We start from the raw sequence: 14,235 nt of genomic DNA on the forward strand, positions 1-14,235 counted from the left end.
GATGTTGGCAGGGGAAAGGAAAAGCACTTCTCCCCGAGATATGATGCGGATGCGTTAAGGATGCTTCAGGAAGCTTATGGCGAGGATGTAGTATGGATGAACGATGAGATAAAGAAGCAAGCTGAGGAGGGAGGGTGGATCTATCTGGATCAGCCTGTTGAGCTGTGGGATCTGTACCAGACAGATTTCCCTGGGGCCCACCATGTCAGGGTTCATCCTCTTCTCGATTGGCCCCTCGAAGCAGTATGGGAGTTCATAAAGAGGGAAAAGATTCCCATGAATCCTCTATATCTGCAGGGATACTCCTCTCTGGGATGCTGGCCCTGCACTCAGAGGACGATGACTCCATCCAAAACGATAGATGAGTTCATAGAGAAGGTAAAAAGCGTGGAGGAAAGGGGAGGAAGAGCTCAGGACAAGGAGGATGTGGACACGATGCTCATGCTCAGGAAAGCTGGATACCCATAACCTAAGCAATTGCTTATCCTTTTATAGTATTACAACAGATTTTTTGCTCACTCTTTCCGCCGATATATTCGACATTATTTTCTGCCCTTCTCTCACGAAGCTCCTCATCTCCTCTATTATGTAGCTTATATCAGAACTTGATGCCCCATATGTGTGTGCAATAAGTGCTACACCAGCTCCATGATTCGAGTCAAGCACAAGAGAGGATCTAGCTCCCTGTCTTCCGAGCTTCTTTTTCATCCTCTTCTCGTACTCGGAACCTAAACTCTCAATTCTGTCGAGTGCTAATCTGTTGTCTGGGAATACATGGACTATAAGCTCTTCCTCTATTGTGTCATCAAGGCCTAATTCCCGGTCTATGTAATATGACTGCTTGTAAAATCCCGTTATATTCTTGTCATCCGGTGTTTCGATGACGAAGTTCACATTCCCTCTTTTTGCATCTATATCAGGTCTCCCCAGACTCTTGAGGAATGTTATGAATTCTTTCATCTTGCCCAGGGAGAAATCGGGGAGTGTGCACTTGAGCTCGGAGTAGAAGAAGTCTGCTCCTCCTCCTTTTTCCTCCTTTGGCTTCCCTCCTAAAGTCATGCATTTCAAAATGAACTCGTCCCTGTGGTAAGACATGATAAAACCTCCACCTCAAGATGAGGCTTCGGAAAGATTTAACATTTTACTTTATATTTATAGTTCAACGAATATTCTTCCGGATTTTTGGAACATCACTCCTTTGGATACCCTCCTCTTGGTCTCTTCCAGCCTCTCCTTAACTGTGTTCAGTGCTCTCTCAAAATCATCAAACAGATCAAATACTCCTATGCACCAGCATGATTTATCATCGCATCTACAGTATGGAGGAAGGAGTGACTCAGGAAGCCTATTGGATATTTCAACTTTTGAATGTACGGAGATGGTCTTCTTCCCGCCTTTGGGAAGCGAGATATCTGTATCATATGATATTTCATTATCTCCCGCTTTGAAATTCATGTAAACATGCCATATCTTTATCCTAGACCTTACTTTCCTCCGACTGAATTCCTTTATTATCTCATCCTCTTTCCTCAGGAAATCGATTACCTCATCAAAGGAGGTGGACTCAGGAAGAACACAATACGCTGTGAAGTGATTTTCTACACTAGTAGCCCACAGCTTATACGTCCCTCCTCTCGAGGTGCAAAAATCTAAAAAATCCGATCTTACCTTTGCTAAGAGAGTTTCCATCTGATCACCTATATCTCCAGTGAAACCCTCTCGCTTATCTGTTTCAGCTTTCCAGAGCTCCTCTCCTCAAGCTCAAGCAACCTGTGGAAGCATGCGGTCAGATCATTTAGTGCAGTGCTCAGGTTATATCTATCAGATCTCCCAAGAAGCCAAGTGCACCTGTTCCCTATAACCCTTCTTGCTGACTCATCCATCAGCTTCATCGTCTCAACGACGAAATCTGGAATAGGGCATTCCCCTCTCGGAATCCTTTCCTTAAAACACATCTCAGCAGGTATTGATATTGCTAGTGCCGATGCCGATATTGTGGATGCGAAATCGGTGAATTTGGATGTCTTAACGACTTGGGTAATTCTGTCCAGAAAGGAGGCGTCGTTCCTCGGTACTTCATCCCTTCTTGATGCCCTTTCCCTTCCCTCCTCCTCCAATCTCCTCCACAGTTCAAGCGACATCAGACCACCTTTCAAAGAGGTGGTCAAGAAAATTTAATGATTTATTCTCAAATCTCGACATAAATTCTTTCTCCATATTTCTTCAGCTCACTTATCCTCCTCCTCACTATCGCTACTGCCTCCTCAGTTCTCCTCATAAGCCTTGCATATGTAGGTTTTATAGGCTCTAAGAAATCGATATTCTCAGTGCACGAGCAAACCCTGTCGAAATAGTTGCATTTAGGAGGCAGTATATCACCAAAGCTGATGGCTTCGGGGATATGCTCGGATGTCACCTCCTTTGTAAACTCTAAAGTCTTGCCTCGCAGATTGCCCCATTTTCTTATCTCATATGCTATCCCAGTGTAGGGCTCGTGGAGCGTGTGGGATGAGAAGAACTCAAGGCGAACTGTCCCTCTCTCCTCCTCGCTGAGCGATTTCACCAGAAACTCATCCTCCTTGGAGATAAAATCTACGATCTCTTGGAGCTTTGCATCAGAGATCTCAGGAAGTTTACACATTCCGTGAAAGGTTTTCTCTTCCGGAAATGAGAGAGAGCTTCCGCCTATTGACTTACAAAAATTACTAAAGTCAGACCCTATTTTCCTTAATGTCTCCTCTATCATTTTCTCACCTAAATAATCAGATATGTCTTCTCCCCCATGTTGGTGATCCCTTTACCACTTAATATCTCTCTCAGCTTTTTTCTTATGTCCTCAAGTGCAGGCTTTAGACTTTCAGATATATTCAGCTCCTTTCCACAGAAGCAGGCTTCCCCTGTGTCGTTGCAGTCACAATCAGGAGGAATTCCTGCATTTCTCGATACAAACAGAACATCTGAAACCATTTTTGGAGTACTTGAGCCTATAGACACCCACTTCCATGATTTCTGCGGCTTGACCTCTATATGATAATCAAGATACTTCTCATAGGGGCTAGTAATGTCACTAAGAAAGATGATACCTATGCCTAATCGATTGCCCTCTTCCTCAGCTTTTCTGAGAAAATCCCTCAGCTCATCATCCTTCCTTTCAATGAAATTGGCTATTGCATCCTCTTCTTCATCAAATGCTGATGATGATTGGAGCCTACACTGAACATATAAACTATGTTCATGGTTATAAGGATAATATCCTATTTTATCTATCTCTACAATCCCTCCTATCGACACACAGAAAGTTTTGACATCAGATCTCAACTTCTCTAGAGTTTTTGAAATCTCCATACTACCACCTGATTGGCCTGGGCCTCTTGAATGGAGTTACTGATGCTGTCAGGTCGAGAACTCTGACAGATGTCGGTGCACAGAACAGGTTTCCCTTCACAGTCCCCCTTCCCACGATCATCCCATCTTTCACAAGTGCAAATTTACCGTAAAGCCTCCCTCCGCTCCCCCTCTTGTTGCATCTCGAGTAAAACTTCTCAAAATGGATCTCAGTTCCCTCAGGTATGACCCCCTTAGACATCAGCATCTCCTCTGTGGTTGGTCTTACCATCTCCTTGTTCAGGTTTCTCACATCAAGCCTCCTGATCTCAACAGGCTCGTCCAAGCAACCTGAAATCTTTGGAGGCCTTGTTGTCAGGTAGCAGAACAGCATTCAATCACCTCAGAACAGAGATGCTATCCTCCCCTCCACATCCTCTTCCTGTAATATCCCTTCCGAACCACCAGCAACTCTGGATACTAAGGATGACATCCACTCCCTGAACCTGTTCACATGTCTCCTGGGCACAACATTGAGATAAGGACATACTCTCGGATGCCTTCTAGATCCGCAATCAGGATTTACTCCAGGTGCTATAACGTAATCCTGAAGGTCTGGACTCTGGCTTGCCTTCTTTGCCAGAGAGAAAGCAATTGCCCATGCCTGCTTCTCCTCCCTTAGATAGATATCAGGGCTACATGCGAAAAATGGAGCAATTGTGTCATCTATCTCCACAGAGTCCCCCTCTACTGTCGCCTTCATCTTAAGGTAGTATGGTTGGCAGGTCATCTTCCTCTTCACTATCCCTGAGAGCATATCTTGGATCTTTCCAGACTCCGAGTGAAGGCCTTCCACAGATTCGCCTATGCTCTCAAGGGCTGGAATTAGAGATGGCTCCCTGCTCTTCACCCAGTCAGGCTCCAGCAGAGGATGGTCATCATATTCAACATGAATCCCCACTCCATTCCCCCTCCTGTAAGGCCAGATCTTCCCTTCATTCCATGAGAAATGCTTCTCACCCTTTGGCTTTCCAAACCAGCTTGCTAGGGGATATGCAATATCATCGGAGAGGGGCTTGTACTCAGAGGACATAAAAAACTGAGGGGAAAAAAGATAAAAAGATATACTTTAAATGAAGCTATTTTAGATTATACCAATCTTCTTGAGGATCTCCTGCATCATCTCCTCCTTCATCCTCCTATATGTGTTTAAATCAATTCCCAAAACTGTCAGAGCTGCATCCCTGAAGGGACACTGTTTCGATACTCCGCAACAGTAAGCTATGTTGCCATAGCAGGTTATCGCCATAGCCTCCCTTATCTCCTTTTCCGTCAGCTTCCCTCCGTTGTTCTTCTTTGCTACTATCTCCTTTATCCTTGAGAGTATCTCAAGCTTCTTTTTATAATAGTTCAGGTTGGCTTCCTCATCTTGGACTGTCTCCTTCAAAAAAGACTCAGTGTCCTCTAACGGTATCCTCTCAAGTTTCTTGTTCATACTCTTTTCTCTCATTGTTTGTATTTAAGCTTATGCTTTTTTCCACATAGACCACATGCTCAGGAAGAGCGATGACCATGAACTCATCGGATATCGTGTAAAGCAGGGCGATCACAGCGACACAGACTGATGCGACAATCTGGTCAATGAGGAGGAGGAAAAAGGATATCAAGAATGTTATCAAGTTTATCATCCTCCTAGTTCTTATGTTCACAGCTACTATATCCATGTTCCTTGCCGTGACAATCCAGTAGTTGTCTTTTTTCATCAGCAAACCTTTCTCCATCAGGCTTCTGAGTATTGGGACAAGATCCTGATCCCTGCAGCCCATGTTTCTCAGTTCCTTCTGCAAATCGGAATATCTGAATGTCTGAAGCTTGTAAGCAGCTTTCCAGACCTCGAGCTCCCTCCTCCCCCTGAGGACAACGGGCTCCATCAGAGCTCCCTCACGAACTCCTCAATAATTTCCTCATCCTTCATCCTCTTTTCCAGATATTTTTTGCCTATCGTATTCCTGATTTTCATTCCCTCTTTTCCAAAAAGATCCTTCTCCAAGGAGATGGAGATGGAGTGGGCAAGGCCTGGAACAAACTTGTTCATGTTGTGGAACTTCATCTCCCCCAGTTCGTGGACTATCACCTGAATCAAGGGTATCATATCCCCTTTTTCTATGCAGTCCTCGGCAAACCTCCTCTGTATCATTATTGCAGGTCTTCCAGCGATCTTGAAAAATATTCCTGGATTGTCCAGATCCCCGACTGTGCACAATGGCTTTTCAACACCCAAATAATTTGCCGCATCCCTCAATATGACATCGCAAACTATGCGCTTGATCCTATCGTTCATCGAAAAACACCTCCTATATAAAATATAAGCTTATGGTCAGGAGAGGCTTCGCATCACATATCAGTAAATGAAGCCCTCATCATCCCTCTAAATCATGCATGAGGAAAATATAAACATAACACATTTAAATAGGAAGGGGATGACAGCTTATGGGCATATACTTCACAAAGGACGGGAGAAAATATAGGGTAAAGTTGCCAGATCCAGATGCCCTGATGCAGTTGATGAAGACATCTTATGACATAGAGTTCTGCTCTGAGATAGATGGAAAGAGGTTCTGCGTTCCGATAAACAGGGTTGAAGCCACTAGGCTTCTGATAGGAAAGCCTGTGAAGAAGGAATGCGGGGACACAAAATGCACCATATTCCTGCAGGGGAACAGGCTTGTGGCAAAGAAAAGAATAATATAGAAAGAGTTTTATAGAGGAGAGGGTCATGTTATGAGGTGGTAATATGGCCAAGAGGATATCTTTCGGGAAGGAGTCCTTCGGGCTCATGCCTCCCATATCCCTGAGCGGTGTATGCCCTCCAGGAGAATACCTGAAGGCAATCGAGATGAAGATGAAGGAGCTATCGACTGGCGAGATAATAGCAACTTGGGAGTTCATCTGTGAGCCTGTTGGAAGAAGGGGAAGGACAAAAATACCTGTCGAGGAGGTAACAGAGAAAGAGGAAGAGAAATCTGAGGAAGTCATTGAGGAAGCTCCAGAGGAGGTAAAGGAGGAAGAGGAGTAGCCTGATTGAAACTCATGTTTTTATAGCTCTTTTTTCCTTACTTCTTATGATCTTGATAGGTGTGGATGGCCTATCGCATAGGTTTCTGGAGGCCCATGTTCAAGATCTCCCATTCTTCAGAACAATGATGAAGAAGAACTACAATGCAATAGAGATAAGGGAGGATGATGCATTATCAGCAGTGATGTGGAACTCTGTTTTTGCAGGGATACCTCCATCACAAGTTCCCCTGAGAAACTACCACATAGGAGACAGAATGGTGAAATATGATGAAATACCCTTCAGGAAAAGGTATCTATGGGAGAAGAGGAAATTCACCGTGATATCTGCACCTGTTGTCCTCCCAACATACTCAAACATCAATTTGGATCTCGTGAACAGGGGTTTAACTCTTGAGAGGGATGAGTGCGAGGAGAACATGCACAGGATATTTGATGCAGCGATGGAGCACAAAGATGGGGATCTGATAGTCTGCTTCACTGAGATAGACAGAGTAGAGCACTTTCACTGGAACAAGCCTGAATTATTAGAGACATATAGACTACTCGACGATCTCCTTAAGCAATTGCTTGAGGGTTACAAGGGGAACTTCATCATATTCTCAGATCATGGCTTCAGGGATATACCTGAGGAGGGAGGGATACTCGATGCCAGCACTGGGATAACTGGGGATCACGATCCGGTGCAGATTTTCATGGGGACAAAGAGGGTTGAATATACGACCGATCTCTACTGGATGGTTCTTCAGGGGGATCTCGATGATCCCAGAGCTTGAGTGGAATAAGAAGTACATAGTCATGCTTGACAAGGAGAACTTATCAGGAAGTCTGGAGGACTCCATAAATGAGCTTGCAGAAAGGATGAAGAAACTGGGAAGGTGGCTAGAAGTTTTAGTTGTCTTCAAGAAGAAAAACGAGAGGGAAGGACTTAAGAGCGATGAGATATCTTTCCAGATCCACAGACCGCACAGGCTCTCGCCCTTCATCATAGTGAGCTTTCCTGTTCAGGGGATTGTCGAGGCTATGGAGAAAGATGCAAAAATGAGGGATGCTGTCAGGGTTCTCATAGCATCGATCCTAGTCCGTCATGGGTTCTCGCCTGTGGATCTGAGAGGTAATCCATTCATCTTCACTCTGTTCAGGGAGCCTGAAGAAAAGGTTACTCCATATAGAGTGGAGATGGAGAAGTACAGGGAGTGGTTCGAGGAACAGGGGCTTTCAACAGGGAAGAAACCTAAAATTACTTCTAGAATCACTTGGTTATCAAGAAGAATACCATCGCTGCTAAGAAGATCACCAAGACGAGTGTCGGAACTCCGGATCTCACAAGTCCAAGGCCAAACCTCCTCTTCGAAAATGGAAAGAGAAGTGCAACTCCAGCAGGGGACAGAAGGTCAAGAGCAACATGAGATGATAAAGCAATCAGATCAGCAGGGAACGGGATCTGAGGAGCAAAATATAAAAGGACAAGTGGAAAACCCACAATGAAGAACACATTGTGAAGTAGCTCCCTGTGCCTGTAAAATAGATCAAGATCTGGGACTGGAGCAAATAAAGCAGCTGTAATTAAATCATTTGCTGTTCTATATCCTAAAAGCCATGTCGCCAAGACCGCAAATATGATATGTGCTACTTTATCGGGGCTACCTCCAGTCTCATACCTGTACATAAGAAGCTGTTCCGGTGAGGAATAAAAATGTTACCTGTATCTGAAATAGGAAGCAACTCCACTTCCGCTCAGGGCTCCGGCTGTCGCCATCACCAATCCGGAATCCAGACCATCAACCCCAGGGACTGCTTCCAGAGGGGATAAAAACATGCAGAAAGCTAGTGCTAATACAAGGATAACCTTGGCCCATGCAGGGATCTTCTCACTAGCTATAATAAAAAGAAGTATAACAAAAAAAGCATAGGAGAGGGGGTCTAGTCCACCCCCTGGGGCGAGAGCGTCCAAGACCGTGCCTAGGGCCCCATATCCCACTGCTTTAGATACACTCAACCAGCGACACCGGCTCTTCTGCTAGTACTAGATGGTCGGCCTCCTATACGATGGAATGTGAGGCCCTCTGCCAGCGAGATGAGGAAGCCTCCGATGGCTCCATAGATGAATCCTCTCAGAACTGTCATCGGATCTTTCGGCATTAAACCTGTGACTATGTCCACTGGCGAGAGAGGTACAAGTCCTTGTGTAGTGATGAAGTTGAATGTGGCAATTCCCAGACCGCAGTATATTATGTACTCCCATCTTCCAGGTATCGCTCTTCCAACTCCAACAGAGTCGAGAATCCACGCAAAACCTACTGCTATTATTATTGATGCAAGGGCTGTGCCTAGGTTGAAAATTACCGTTGTCCCAACATATGGAGCAACTGCTATTGCAACCAAGTAGCCTATTATGACTCCGAGTGCAATGTGTGCGAACTCCTCAGGTGCCCTTCCCTTCCAAGTGAACCTGTACATTGAGACACCTAGGCCTCAGTACTTGGCTAGGTGTGCGAACTGTGGTGCATACTGTCTTATCTGATCAGGGGTCAAGGGTCCTCTTATTCCCTTGCAGTACACGAGCTTAGTTCCCTTCCTTCCTCTCGTTATCACATGAGCAGATGCCCTGCATTCCTCAGGATTAAACTTTCTGCTTATCTTCCCCATCAGTATCGCCTCCTCCTTGTCCCATAACCAGCTACAATGTGTTCAAACTGCGGTGCATACTTCCTTATCTGTTCAGGTGTCAGTGCTCCTCTTATTCCCTTGCAGAAGACACGAGGCGTGCGTGCCCTTCCTGTATACCCTATATGGGCAGTCCTTCTGCACTCATCTGGATTGAAGTCCTTACCTATCTTCCCCATTCATATCACCCCCTGAAGTACTGAGGACAGAACTGTCTCACCTGGTCTGGGTAGGTGAGCCTTCCCCGGGCCCCCTTGCATGCGAAGGCCCTGGCGCCTCTTCCCACAGGATGGCATGTTTGCCTGCACAACTCGGGGTTTATAATTCTAGCCATATGTCTACCCCATCAAAAGAGGATAGCATCAGAATATAAAGATTTCGTTTTTTACTTAGTTTCACTAAGTGATGATAAGTGTTTATAAGCATCTTTTTCCCCTTTCAGCTGATGAAATACAAGACGTATATAATCAAGGTGCCTGAGGATCTCTGGAACGATTTCAAGAAGACGATCACATTAGGGGATGGGTCGATAAATAACGTTATAGTCCAGATGATAAGGGAAAGGGTAGAAAAGAGCAAGCAGATAAGGGAAAGATCCGAAAAGAGCGAGATGCAGAAAAAGAACGGGTACCTCAACAGCAGTTATCAGAGCTGAGAGATCCTCATATCAACTTCGAATCTCCTTATTGTCTTCATTATATCGGATATAACATCGTATAACTCCATCCCATCGGGTTTTTCTGTCTCTGAGAAGTACCTTGAATACAGCCTCATCACCAGCCCAAGCCTTCCCTCAGGAGAATCTATGTATCTCTCAACTAATGCCTTCGCTATCTCGAAGACTCTCATCGTCCTGTAATCCAATCGGTTGGGCAGAACTCCCAATATCGCTCTTCTCCTCCACTCCCCTTGCGAGTCCTGTCCTTCTATAACTATGTAAGGAGTGGCACATATGTTATACGCATAGTCCTTCAGCGACTTTCTCCTGTAATCCCAGTACTCACCATATCCAAATTTATCAGCTACTTCTATTGTCTCCAAGATTATACCCCTTGATTTCAGCTCGACAGCGAGCTCGGGAAGCATTGGTTTGAGCATGGTGTTGCAGTGAGAGCAATTTTCAGCTAGGAATATCTTCACCTTTATCATAGGCCTTCACACCCGACAGCTGTGGTTCTCCTCTTTAGTTCTTCTGTAGTCCTCGACGGGATCAATATGTAGTCTATTGTTATATCTCCATCGTACTTCATCCTCTCGTACTTCCTGAAGTGCTCTTCCCAGCTCATGTTCACATCTCCGGAGGTGCAAATTCAGGGTTCTCCTCCTCTGTATTATCCTCCTCTATGTGCTCTTCCTCAGGAGGGCCAAGATACCTCTTTTTCTCCTCTTTCTTCTTCTCTCCTGTTTCAATAGCAACTCTCAGCTTTCCGACTTCTTCTATCAACCCTTTCAGTGTATTTATTGTCTCGCTCAGCTGTCTCTCTATCTCATTTAGTCTGTTCAACATGGCTTCCTCCTTCTTTTCCCTCTCTTCTTTCTCCTTCTTAAGCTCTGATTTCAGAGAAGCAGCCCATGCTGTCTCTGGGGATACCTTCCCAATATACTCCCTCATTATTTCTCCTATAACTCCTTCGATATCCCTGATCAGGCCATCCCTTATCATCCTGTAAAGGGAGCCAAGGACAGTTTCCCTCCTTAATCCCTCCTGAAACCTTCCAGGTTTCAGAAGCTCCCTTGATATTACTTCAGCCACTATCGCATCCAGATCCACATGATCGTACTTGGGCCTTTCAGCCTCTCCTTCCCTCTCTCTACCTCTCTCACTCATATTCCCACCTTCTCAATAGCACTAATCCCCTTTCTCGTTAAGAACCACCTGTTCCTCCCCCTGCTGTCCTTCATCGCATTTATCAGGCCTGTGCTCTGCAACTTCCTCAGGACTTGGAACGGAACTCTAAGATCCCTTGTCTCGACACCTGTCGTCAGGTTCCTAGCTCCAAGCGTGTACAGAGTTCCCAGTATATCAGTAGCTACATTGCCCAGATGAAGAGCAGCTTTCCTGACCTCTGAAATAGGTGCTCTCGATAGGGATAGTGTCATCGAACTGGAGGATGATCCCAGTCCATGTCTGGCGTTCCTCATCCTGGCTACAACAGTCCTCACAGCTAGAACCATCTCCTCATTGTTGCTCATCTTCCTCTCTCACCTCCTCCCTCCCCATTGCAGCCATAGTCTGCAAGGCTATATTCCTCTTCTCTAATATGGAGACATAGAGGACATCATAAACATAACTGACAAGCTTCTCGAGGGATGAGACAGCAGTCCTGTAATCCCCAGCTGAAAAAGCTCTAAGGAATTCCTCCGTGATCAATGGAAGGTGGACATCCATTTCAGCAATTGCCAGGAAAAGGTGTTGTATCCTGAGAACCATGTCCTTCATCTCGTCCATCTCTATCTGCACATAAGCAGTTGCGTAAGGTCTGACCTCATCGGGCAGTACTGGTAGTGCTGCTGACATGAGCTTGAGCAGCGGGATCTCATCAGATATAGTTGCACCCATCTCAACTATCTCCCTCACAGTGGGCCAGCTTTCATACTCCTTGAGAAGTTCCTCCCACCTCAGCTCTCCTCACCTCCTCCTGTCTCTTCTCACTGACCTCCAGTGCCTTGGACATCGCTTTTATCAGCTCCTCCTTGGGCCCTTTGATAAGTGCTAACATCCTCTGTGCTTCCTCCAGAGTCCTCCTGGTGACTTCTAGAGTTGTGCTCCCTGCAAGCTTCTCGTATTCCTCCATCTTGGCCTTTATGTACTTCTCCCTGTACTCCTGCTCCTCATCCCTCACAGTCTGTATATCCGCTAGAACTCTTCTGTGCGTATCCGCTCTTTCAGCTTCTCTCAGATAGTCCTCAACTGTCGGCAAAGTAGACAGGAACCTATCGGGAGACTCTCTGACAGCGAGCCTCTGTAAAGCAGTTGCCGCAACAGTTCTCAGGTAATCGACTTCCCTCTGGAGCTCCTCGTTCTCGAACCTTAGCCTCTCTATCTCCATCCTCATCTGTTCTATCCTGTTCCTCTGTTCATATATCACAGCGGCTGCATCAGCATCCTTCACCACAGCCATCCTGACTTGGGGATCTTGCTTCGGGAATGAGAGTTCAGCATATTCATCTATGTAAGCCGGAGCCTTTGTCGCATACTGAGATAACACCAGAGCGTGATCCATTATATCCCCGAACCTCATCGCCTTTCCTCCTTCCAAGAAATAGGAGCCGTATTCCCTGAGCTCCCTCATTATCTCCTGAAAGTTCTCAGGATCGAAGACGGGGAAATACCTAGGATCTGCGACTGTCTGTCCCCATCCAGCCGGCACAATCTGTCCATATGCATTCTGAACAAGGCAGAGGAGTCCTCCTTCGGGCGATACCGGATTTGGAACCAGTGCTACAAATGTTCCCAATTTCTTCCCGTCCTTCGTGACAACTGGAACTCCATACAGGTATGAAGCATATCCCAACTGGAGGAGCTTTTTCATAAGTTCTCTCTCGTCTTTAGCACCTATCCACTTCTGGAGCATCTCGCTTCTCTTCTTTGTCTCCTCCATCTGTCTCATTGTGTTCTCAAGCTTCCCCCTGAGCTCAGATATGGTTGCGTTCTGCTGGACTATTATCTTGTTCTGCTGGGACATTATGTTGTACATGTAGTCTATCATCTTGTCCACAGCCATCTTCTTGAGCTCTTCCTTCTTAGGGAGCTCGACAGTTGGAGGGACTGATTCAGGTATCTCTATCGGCTTCTCTTCTAACCTTCTCTTCCTCGAGGATATCTTTGCGAGCCATCCGAGTATTACATCTCCCTTCCATAGGAGGAGGGCACCTCCTATCACTATCCCCAGCAGCCAAGGTGCCACTGGGAAAACTGCTAGTGCATAAAGGCCGACAAAGAGGAGGATGAATGCGAAAATAGGCTTGAGGTTTATCATATTTCACAGCCTCCTTCCCTTCAGAAGCTCATTCTCCCTCCTCTTCCTGGTCTTCCATCCCCAGTACGGGACTAGGAAAGTGATGAGCCCCATGCCCATGAACATCCCGATTGTTTCGACAGTCTTGTTCTCCCAGTATAAAAAGCCTATAAAGGAGGACATGTTGAGCATAGTCCTGTTCATATCCTCAAGCCTCTTTGTCAAGTTCTGGACTTTTGCCTGTGCACTGTAAAGGTCTGTCCTCAGCTTGGAGTTCTCCTGCTGTAATGCGGATACTTGTTGCTGGAGTGTTGATATCTGCTGGAAGTACTGCATCTTCATCCCAGTTATATTGTAAGCAGTTATTGTAAAGGAAAGCTCGCTCATCCTCGCATTCCCGAAAGTTATATTCCCGTGAACTACCCTGACCGATGGTACGAGGGAAACGGAATAGGGCGCTGATATCACGAGGATCTTGAAGGTATAAGGTGTTTCTGCTGTGGAGTTAAGCTTGAGAGTCCACCTGAACTCAGGATCTCTACAGTCCATTGTGCCTGGGATATCGAAGGAGAAGGATATAGGAGTGAGGGAGTTTTCCACTGTTATCCCTGGAGGAGGTATCAGTATCACGATCTTGTAGTCGCTTCCGATATACCTTGCAGATATCTGGAATGGTTCTCCAGATGGAACCTGCTGTGGGAAGGATATCAGAACCTTATCCACCTCCATATGTGCTAGATTGTCAGCTAGTGCCACTTGGACTGATATCACCAACAGCAGAAGGGGAACAATCCAACGCATAGGGAATCCACCATATTAAATATAAAAACATGAGTTTCAAAAGAAGCTCGGAAAAAGGTTATATTTGGGATAAGGCTATTGGTGAGGGGTTCGGATTGAGGAATTATGTGAAGGATCTTCTATGCGAACTTATAAAAGGTAATAATAGATTGTATAACATATACTGCAGAACGGGGATGAGGAAGGATCGGCTTTACTCTATTGCTGATACCCTAGCTGATCTAGGCCTCGTGGAGAAAGTGAGGGAGGCAAAGGGATACAGGTATGTTATAACGCCTAAGGGGAGAAGGTTCCTTGAGGAGCTTCACTGAACTTGAATCCCATCTCTTCGAGCTTCTTCTTGGCTATCTTGGAGTTGTATCTGGTGGCGTAAAAGTAGTAAACGAGGAGCTTCAGCATCTCATATCTG

28 protein-coding genes are annotated in these 14,235 nt (G+C 45.7%); 6 read left to right on the plus strand and 22 right to left on the minus strand.

Annotation, left to right across the window (positions count from 1 at the left end; translation table 11 throughout):
• On the plus strand, nt 1-468 hold a 468-nt coding region (locus D6D85_RS13200), incomplete at its 5' end, for a phosphoadenosine phosphosulfate reductase domain-containing protein (RefSeq protein WP_153184016.1).
• Nucleotides 469-489: 21 nt separating this feature from the next.
• On the opposite strand, the gene D6D85_RS13205 is transcribed toward D6D85_RS13200, so the two are convergent.
• The 10 genes from D6D85_RS13205 to D6D85_RS13250 are packed head-to-tail and all read right to left on the minus strand — an operon-like array spanning nt 490 to nt 5,665.
• The gene (locus D6D85_RS13205) at nt 490-1,095 is read right to left on the minus strand and encodes a hypothetical protein (protein WP_125672504.1); all 606 of its coding nucleotides are present in this window, start codon (nt 1,093-1,095) and stop codon (nt 490-492) included.
• A 57-nt stretch (nt 1,096-1,152) separates the two neighbouring features.
• Nucleotides 1,153-1,689, minus strand: a complete 537-nt coding sequence (locus D6D85_RS13210; RefSeq protein ID WP_125672505.1) for a hypothetical protein — start codon at nt 1,687-1,689, stop codon at nt 1,153-1,155.
• A gap of 8 nt (nt 1,690-1,697) precedes the next feature.
• On the minus strand, nt 1,698-2,141 hold the full coding sequence (locus D6D85_RS13215; protein ID WP_125672506.1) for a hypothetical protein: 444 nt from the start codon (nt 2,139-2,141) through the stop codon (nt 1,698-1,700).
• A 47-nt stretch (nt 2,142-2,188) separates the two neighbouring features.
• On the minus strand, nt 2,189-2,746 hold the full coding sequence (locus D6D85_RS13220; protein ID WP_125672507.1) for a hypothetical protein: 558 nt from the start codon (nt 2,744-2,746) through the stop codon (nt 2,189-2,191).
• Between the two features lie 8 nt (nt 2,747-2,754).
• Nucleotides 2,755-3,345, minus strand: coding sequence for a hypothetical protein (locus D6D85_RS13225; RefSeq protein WP_125672508.1), 591 nt, complete (start codon nt 3,343-3,345; stop codon nt 2,755-2,757).
• 1 nt (nt 3,346) lies between these two features.
• Entirely contained in the window at nt 3,347-3,718 is a 372-nt protein-coding gene (locus tag D6D85_RS13230; protein ID WP_125672509.1) for a hypothetical protein, read from the minus strand.
• 9 nt (nt 3,719-3,727) lie between these two features.
• Nucleotides 3,728-4,417: a hypothetical protein gene (locus tag D6D85_RS13235; RefSeq protein ID WP_125672510.1), complete on the minus strand. Its 690-nt coding sequence runs from the start codon at nt 4,415-4,417 to the stop codon at nt 3,728-3,730.
• 51 nt (nt 4,418-4,468) lie between these two features.
• On the minus strand, nt 4,469-4,819 hold the full coding sequence (locus tag D6D85_RS13240; RefSeq protein ID WP_125672511.1) for a hypothetical protein: 351 nt from the start codon (nt 4,817-4,819) through the stop codon (nt 4,469-4,471).
• Entirely contained in the window at nt 4,803-5,255 is a 453-nt protein-coding gene (locus tag D6D85_RS13245) for a hypothetical protein (RefSeq protein ID WP_125672512.1), read from the minus strand. The genes D6D85_RS13240 and D6D85_RS13245 overlap by 17 nt, the downstream gene beginning before the upstream one ends.
• Nucleotides 5,255-5,665 carry a hypothetical protein gene (locus D6D85_RS13250; protein ID WP_125672513.1) on the minus strand — a complete coding sequence of 137 codons (411 nt, stop codon included), beginning with the start codon at nt 5,663-5,665 and terminating at the stop codon, nt 5,255-5,257. Before D6D85_RS13250 ends, D6D85_RS13245 begins: the two co-directional genes overlap by 1 nt.
• A gap of 149 nt (nt 5,666-5,814) precedes the next feature.
• Here D6D85_RS13250 and D6D85_RS13255 point away from each other — a divergent pair, with 149 nt between their 5' ends.
• From D6D85_RS13255 to D6D85_RS13265, 3 genes are read left to right on the plus strand one after another with little or no spacing between them, the layout of a single operon-like run.
• The gene (locus tag D6D85_RS13255) at nt 5,815-6,075 is read left to right on the plus strand and encodes a hypothetical protein (protein ID WP_125672514.1); all 261 of its coding nucleotides are present in this window, start codon (nt 5,815-5,817) and stop codon (nt 6,073-6,075) included.
• 43 nt (nt 6,076-6,118) lie between these two features.
• Nucleotides 6,119-6,400 carry a hypothetical protein gene (locus D6D85_RS13260; RefSeq protein ID WP_125672515.1) on the plus strand — a complete coding sequence of 94 codons (282 nt, stop codon included), beginning with the start codon at nt 6,119-6,121 and terminating at the stop codon, nt 6,398-6,400.
• Nucleotides 6,401-6,446: 46 nt separating this feature from the next.
• Nucleotides 6,447-7,175, plus strand: coding sequence for an alkaline phosphatase family protein (locus D6D85_RS13265; protein ID WP_125672516.1), 729 nt, complete (start codon nt 6,447-6,449; stop codon nt 7,173-7,175).
• A gap of 476 nt (nt 7,176-7,651) precedes the next feature.
• On the opposite strand, the gene D6D85_RS17265 is transcribed toward D6D85_RS13265, so the two are convergent.
• From D6D85_RS17265 to D6D85_RS13285, 5 genes are read right to left on the minus strand one after another with little or no spacing between them, the layout of a single operon-like run.
• On the minus strand, nt 7,652-8,068 hold the full coding sequence (locus tag D6D85_RS17265; protein ID WP_125672517.1) for a metal-dependent hydrolase: 417 nt from the start codon (nt 8,066-8,068) through the stop codon (nt 7,652-7,654).
• Between the two features lie 30 nt (nt 8,069-8,098).
• Nucleotides 8,099-8,398, minus strand: a complete 300-nt coding sequence (locus D6D85_RS13275; RefSeq protein ID WP_125672518.1) for a hypothetical protein — start codon at nt 8,396-8,398, stop codon at nt 8,099-8,101.
• A complete protein-coding gene (locus tag D6D85_RS13280) occupies nt 8,395-8,859 on the minus strand; it encodes a hypothetical protein (RefSeq protein ID WP_125672519.1) in 465 nt (154 codons plus the stop codon). Before D6D85_RS13280 ends, D6D85_RS13275 begins: the two co-directional genes overlap by 4 nt.
• Before the next feature lie 15 nt (nt 8,860-8,874).
• On the minus strand, nt 8,875-9,048 hold the full coding sequence (locus D6D85_RS16495; RefSeq protein ID WP_161969883.1) for a hypothetical protein: 174 nt from the start codon (nt 9,046-9,048) through the stop codon (nt 8,875-8,877).
• Nucleotides 9,048-9,245, minus strand: coding sequence for a hypothetical protein (locus tag D6D85_RS13285; RefSeq protein WP_125672520.1), 198 nt, complete (start codon nt 9,243-9,245; stop codon nt 9,048-9,050). The genes D6D85_RS16495 and D6D85_RS13285 overlap by 1 nt, the downstream gene beginning before the upstream one ends.
• Nucleotides 9,246-9,511: 266 nt before the next feature.
• On the opposite strand from D6D85_RS13285, the gene D6D85_RS13290 reads away from it, so the two are divergent.
• Entirely contained in the window at nt 9,512-9,721 is a 210-nt protein-coding gene (locus D6D85_RS13290) for a hypothetical protein (RefSeq protein ID WP_125672521.1), read from the plus strand.
• Here D6D85_RS13290 and D6D85_RS13295 read toward each other — a convergent pair.
• From D6D85_RS13295 to D6D85_RS13320, 7 genes are read right to left on the minus strand one after another with little or no spacing between them, the layout of a single operon-like run.
• Nucleotides 9,712-10,215: a hypothetical protein gene (locus D6D85_RS13295; RefSeq protein WP_125672522.1), complete on the minus strand. Its 504-nt coding sequence runs from the start codon at nt 10,213-10,215 to the stop codon at nt 9,712-9,714. The genes D6D85_RS13290 and D6D85_RS13295 overlap by 10 nt on opposite strands.
• Complete coding sequence (locus D6D85_RS16500; RefSeq protein WP_161969884.1) at nt 10,212-10,352, minus strand: hypothetical protein; 141 nt, start codon at nt 10,350-10,352, stop codon at nt 10,212-10,214. Before D6D85_RS16500 ends, D6D85_RS13295 begins: the two co-directional genes overlap by 4 nt.
• A gap of 2 nt (nt 10,353-10,354) precedes the next feature.
• Entirely contained in the window at nt 10,355-10,894 is a 540-nt protein-coding gene (locus D6D85_RS13300) for a hypothetical protein (RefSeq protein ID WP_125672523.1), read from the minus strand.
• Entirely contained in the window at nt 10,891-11,259 is a 369-nt protein-coding gene (locus tag D6D85_RS13305; protein WP_125672524.1) for a hypothetical protein, read from the minus strand. Before D6D85_RS13305 ends, D6D85_RS13300 begins: the two co-directional genes overlap by 4 nt.
• Nucleotides 11,246-11,644 carry a hypothetical protein gene (locus tag D6D85_RS13310; RefSeq protein WP_125672525.1) on the minus strand — a complete coding sequence of 133 codons (399 nt, stop codon included), beginning with the start codon at nt 11,642-11,644 and terminating at the stop codon, nt 11,246-11,248. Before D6D85_RS13310 ends, D6D85_RS13305 begins: the two co-directional genes overlap by 14 nt.
• 13 nt (nt 11,645-11,657) lie before the next feature.
• Nucleotides 11,658-13,046: a hypothetical protein gene (locus tag D6D85_RS13315; RefSeq protein WP_125672526.1), complete on the minus strand. Its 1,389-nt coding sequence runs from the start codon at nt 13,044-13,046 to the stop codon at nt 11,658-11,660.
• Between the two features lie 3 nt (nt 13,047-13,049).
• A complete protein-coding gene (locus D6D85_RS13320) occupies nt 13,050-13,826 on the minus strand; it encodes a hypothetical protein (protein WP_125672527.1) in 777 nt (258 codons plus the stop codon).
• A 95-nt stretch (nt 13,827-13,921) separates the two neighbouring features.
• On the opposite strand from D6D85_RS13320, the gene D6D85_RS13325 reads away from it, so the two are divergent.
• A complete protein-coding gene (locus tag D6D85_RS13325; RefSeq protein ID WP_125672528.1) occupies nt 13,922-14,137 on the plus strand; it encodes a hypothetical protein in 216 nt (71 codons plus the stop codon).
• The last annotated feature ends 98 nt before the right edge of the window (nt 14,138-14,235 follow it).

The organism is Candidatus Methanodesulfokora washburnensis (assembly GCF_003947435.1).
Taxonomy (GTDB): domain Archaea; phylum Korarchaeota; class Korarchaeia; order Korarchaeales; family Korarchaeaceae; genus Methanodesulfokora; species Methanodesulfokora washburnensis.

Bases quoted from the DNA above. Each gene is read 5' to 3' on its own strand.
- D6D85_RS13315 (WP_125672526.1), bottom strand. From the start codon at position 13,046: ATGATAAACCTCAAGCCTATTTTCGCATTCATCCTCCTCTTTGTCGGC.
- D6D85_RS13245 (WP_125672512.1), bottom strand. From the start codon at position 5,255: ATGGAGCCCGTTGTCCTCAGGGGGAGGAGGGAGCTCGAGGTCTGGAAA.
- D6D85_RS13225 (WP_125672508.1), bottom strand. From the start codon at position 3,345: ATGGAGATTTCAAAAACTCTAGAGAAGTTGAGATCTGATGTCAAAACT.
- D6D85_RS13265 (WP_125672516.1), top strand. From the start codon at position 6,447: ATGATCTTGATAGGTGTGGATGGCCTATCGCATAGGTTTCTGGAGGCC.
- D6D85_RS13285 (WP_125672520.1), bottom strand. From the start codon at position 9,245: ATGGGGAAGATAGGTAAGGACTTCAATCCAGATGAGTGCAGAAGGACT.
- D6D85_RS13320 (WP_125672527.1), bottom strand. From the start codon at position 13,826: ATGCGTTGGATTGTTCCCCTTCTGCTGTTGGTGATATCAGTCCAAGTG.
- D6D85_RS13290 (WP_125672521.1), top strand. From the start codon at position 9,512: ATGAAATACAAGACGTATATAATCAAGGTGCCTGAGGATCTCTGGAAC.
- D6D85_RS13305 (WP_125672524.1), bottom strand. From the start codon at position 11,259: ATGAGCAACAATGAGGAGATGGTTCTAGCTGTGAGGACTGTTGTAGCC.
- D6D85_RS13255 (WP_125672514.1), top strand. From the start codon at position 5,815: ATGGGCATATACTTCACAAAGGACGGGAGAAAATATAGGGTAAAGTTG.
- D6D85_RS13205 (WP_125672504.1), bottom strand. From the start codon at position 1,095: ATGTCTTACCACAGGGACGAGTTCATTTTGAAATGCATGACTTTAGGA.
- D6D85_RS13220 (WP_125672507.1), bottom strand. From the start codon at position 2,746: ATGATAGAGGAGACATTAAGGAAAATAGGGTCTGACTTTAGTAATTTT.
- D6D85_RS13300 (WP_125672523.1), bottom strand. From the start codon at position 10,894: ATGAGTGAGAGAGGTAGAGAGAGGGAAGGAGAGGCTGAAAGGCCCAAG.
- D6D85_RS13210 (WP_125672505.1), bottom strand. From the start codon at position 1,689: ATGGAAACTCTCTTAGCAAAGGTAAGATCGGATTTTTTAGATTTTTGC.
- D6D85_RS13260 (WP_125672515.1), top strand. From the start codon at position 6,119: ATGGCCAAGAGGATATCTTTCGGGAAGGAGTCCTTCGGGCTCATGCCT.
- D6D85_RS17265 (WP_125672517.1), bottom strand. From the start codon at position 8,068: ATGTACAGGTATGAGACTGGAGGTAGCCCCGATAAAGTAGCACATATC.
- D6D85_RS13230 (WP_125672509.1), bottom strand. From the start codon at position 3,718: ATGCTGTTCTGCTACCTGACAACAAGGCCTCCAAAGATTTCAGGTTGC.
- D6D85_RS13235 (WP_125672510.1), bottom strand. From the start codon at position 4,417: ATGTCCTCTGAGTACAAGCCCCTCTCCGATGATATTGCATATCCCCTA.
- D6D85_RS16495 (WP_161969883.1), bottom strand. From the start codon at position 9,048: ATGGGGAAGATAAGCAGAAAGTTTAATCCTGAGGAATGCAGGGCATCT.
- D6D85_RS13215 (WP_125672506.1), bottom strand. From the start codon at position 2,141: ATGTCGCTTGAACTGTGGAGGAGATTGGAGGAGGAGGGAAGGGAAAGG.
- D6D85_RS13295 (WP_125672522.1), bottom strand. From the start codon at position 10,215: ATGATAAAGGTGAAGATATTCCTAGCTGAAAATTGCTCTCACTGCAAC.
- D6D85_RS13250 (WP_125672513.1), bottom strand. From the start codon at position 5,665: ATGAACGATAGGATCAAGCGCATAGTTTGCGATGTCATATTGAGGGAT.
- D6D85_RS16500 (WP_161969884.1), bottom strand. From the start codon at position 10,352: ATGAGCTGGGAAGAGCACTTCAGGAAGTACGAGAGGATGAAGTACGAT.
- D6D85_RS13240 (WP_125672511.1), bottom strand. From the start codon at position 4,819: ATGAACAAGAAACTTGAGAGGATACCGTTAGAGGACACTGAGTCTTTT.
- D6D85_RS13280 (WP_125672519.1), bottom strand. From the start codon at position 8,859: ATGTACAGGTTCACTTGGAAGGGAAGGGCACCTGAGGAGTTCGCACAC.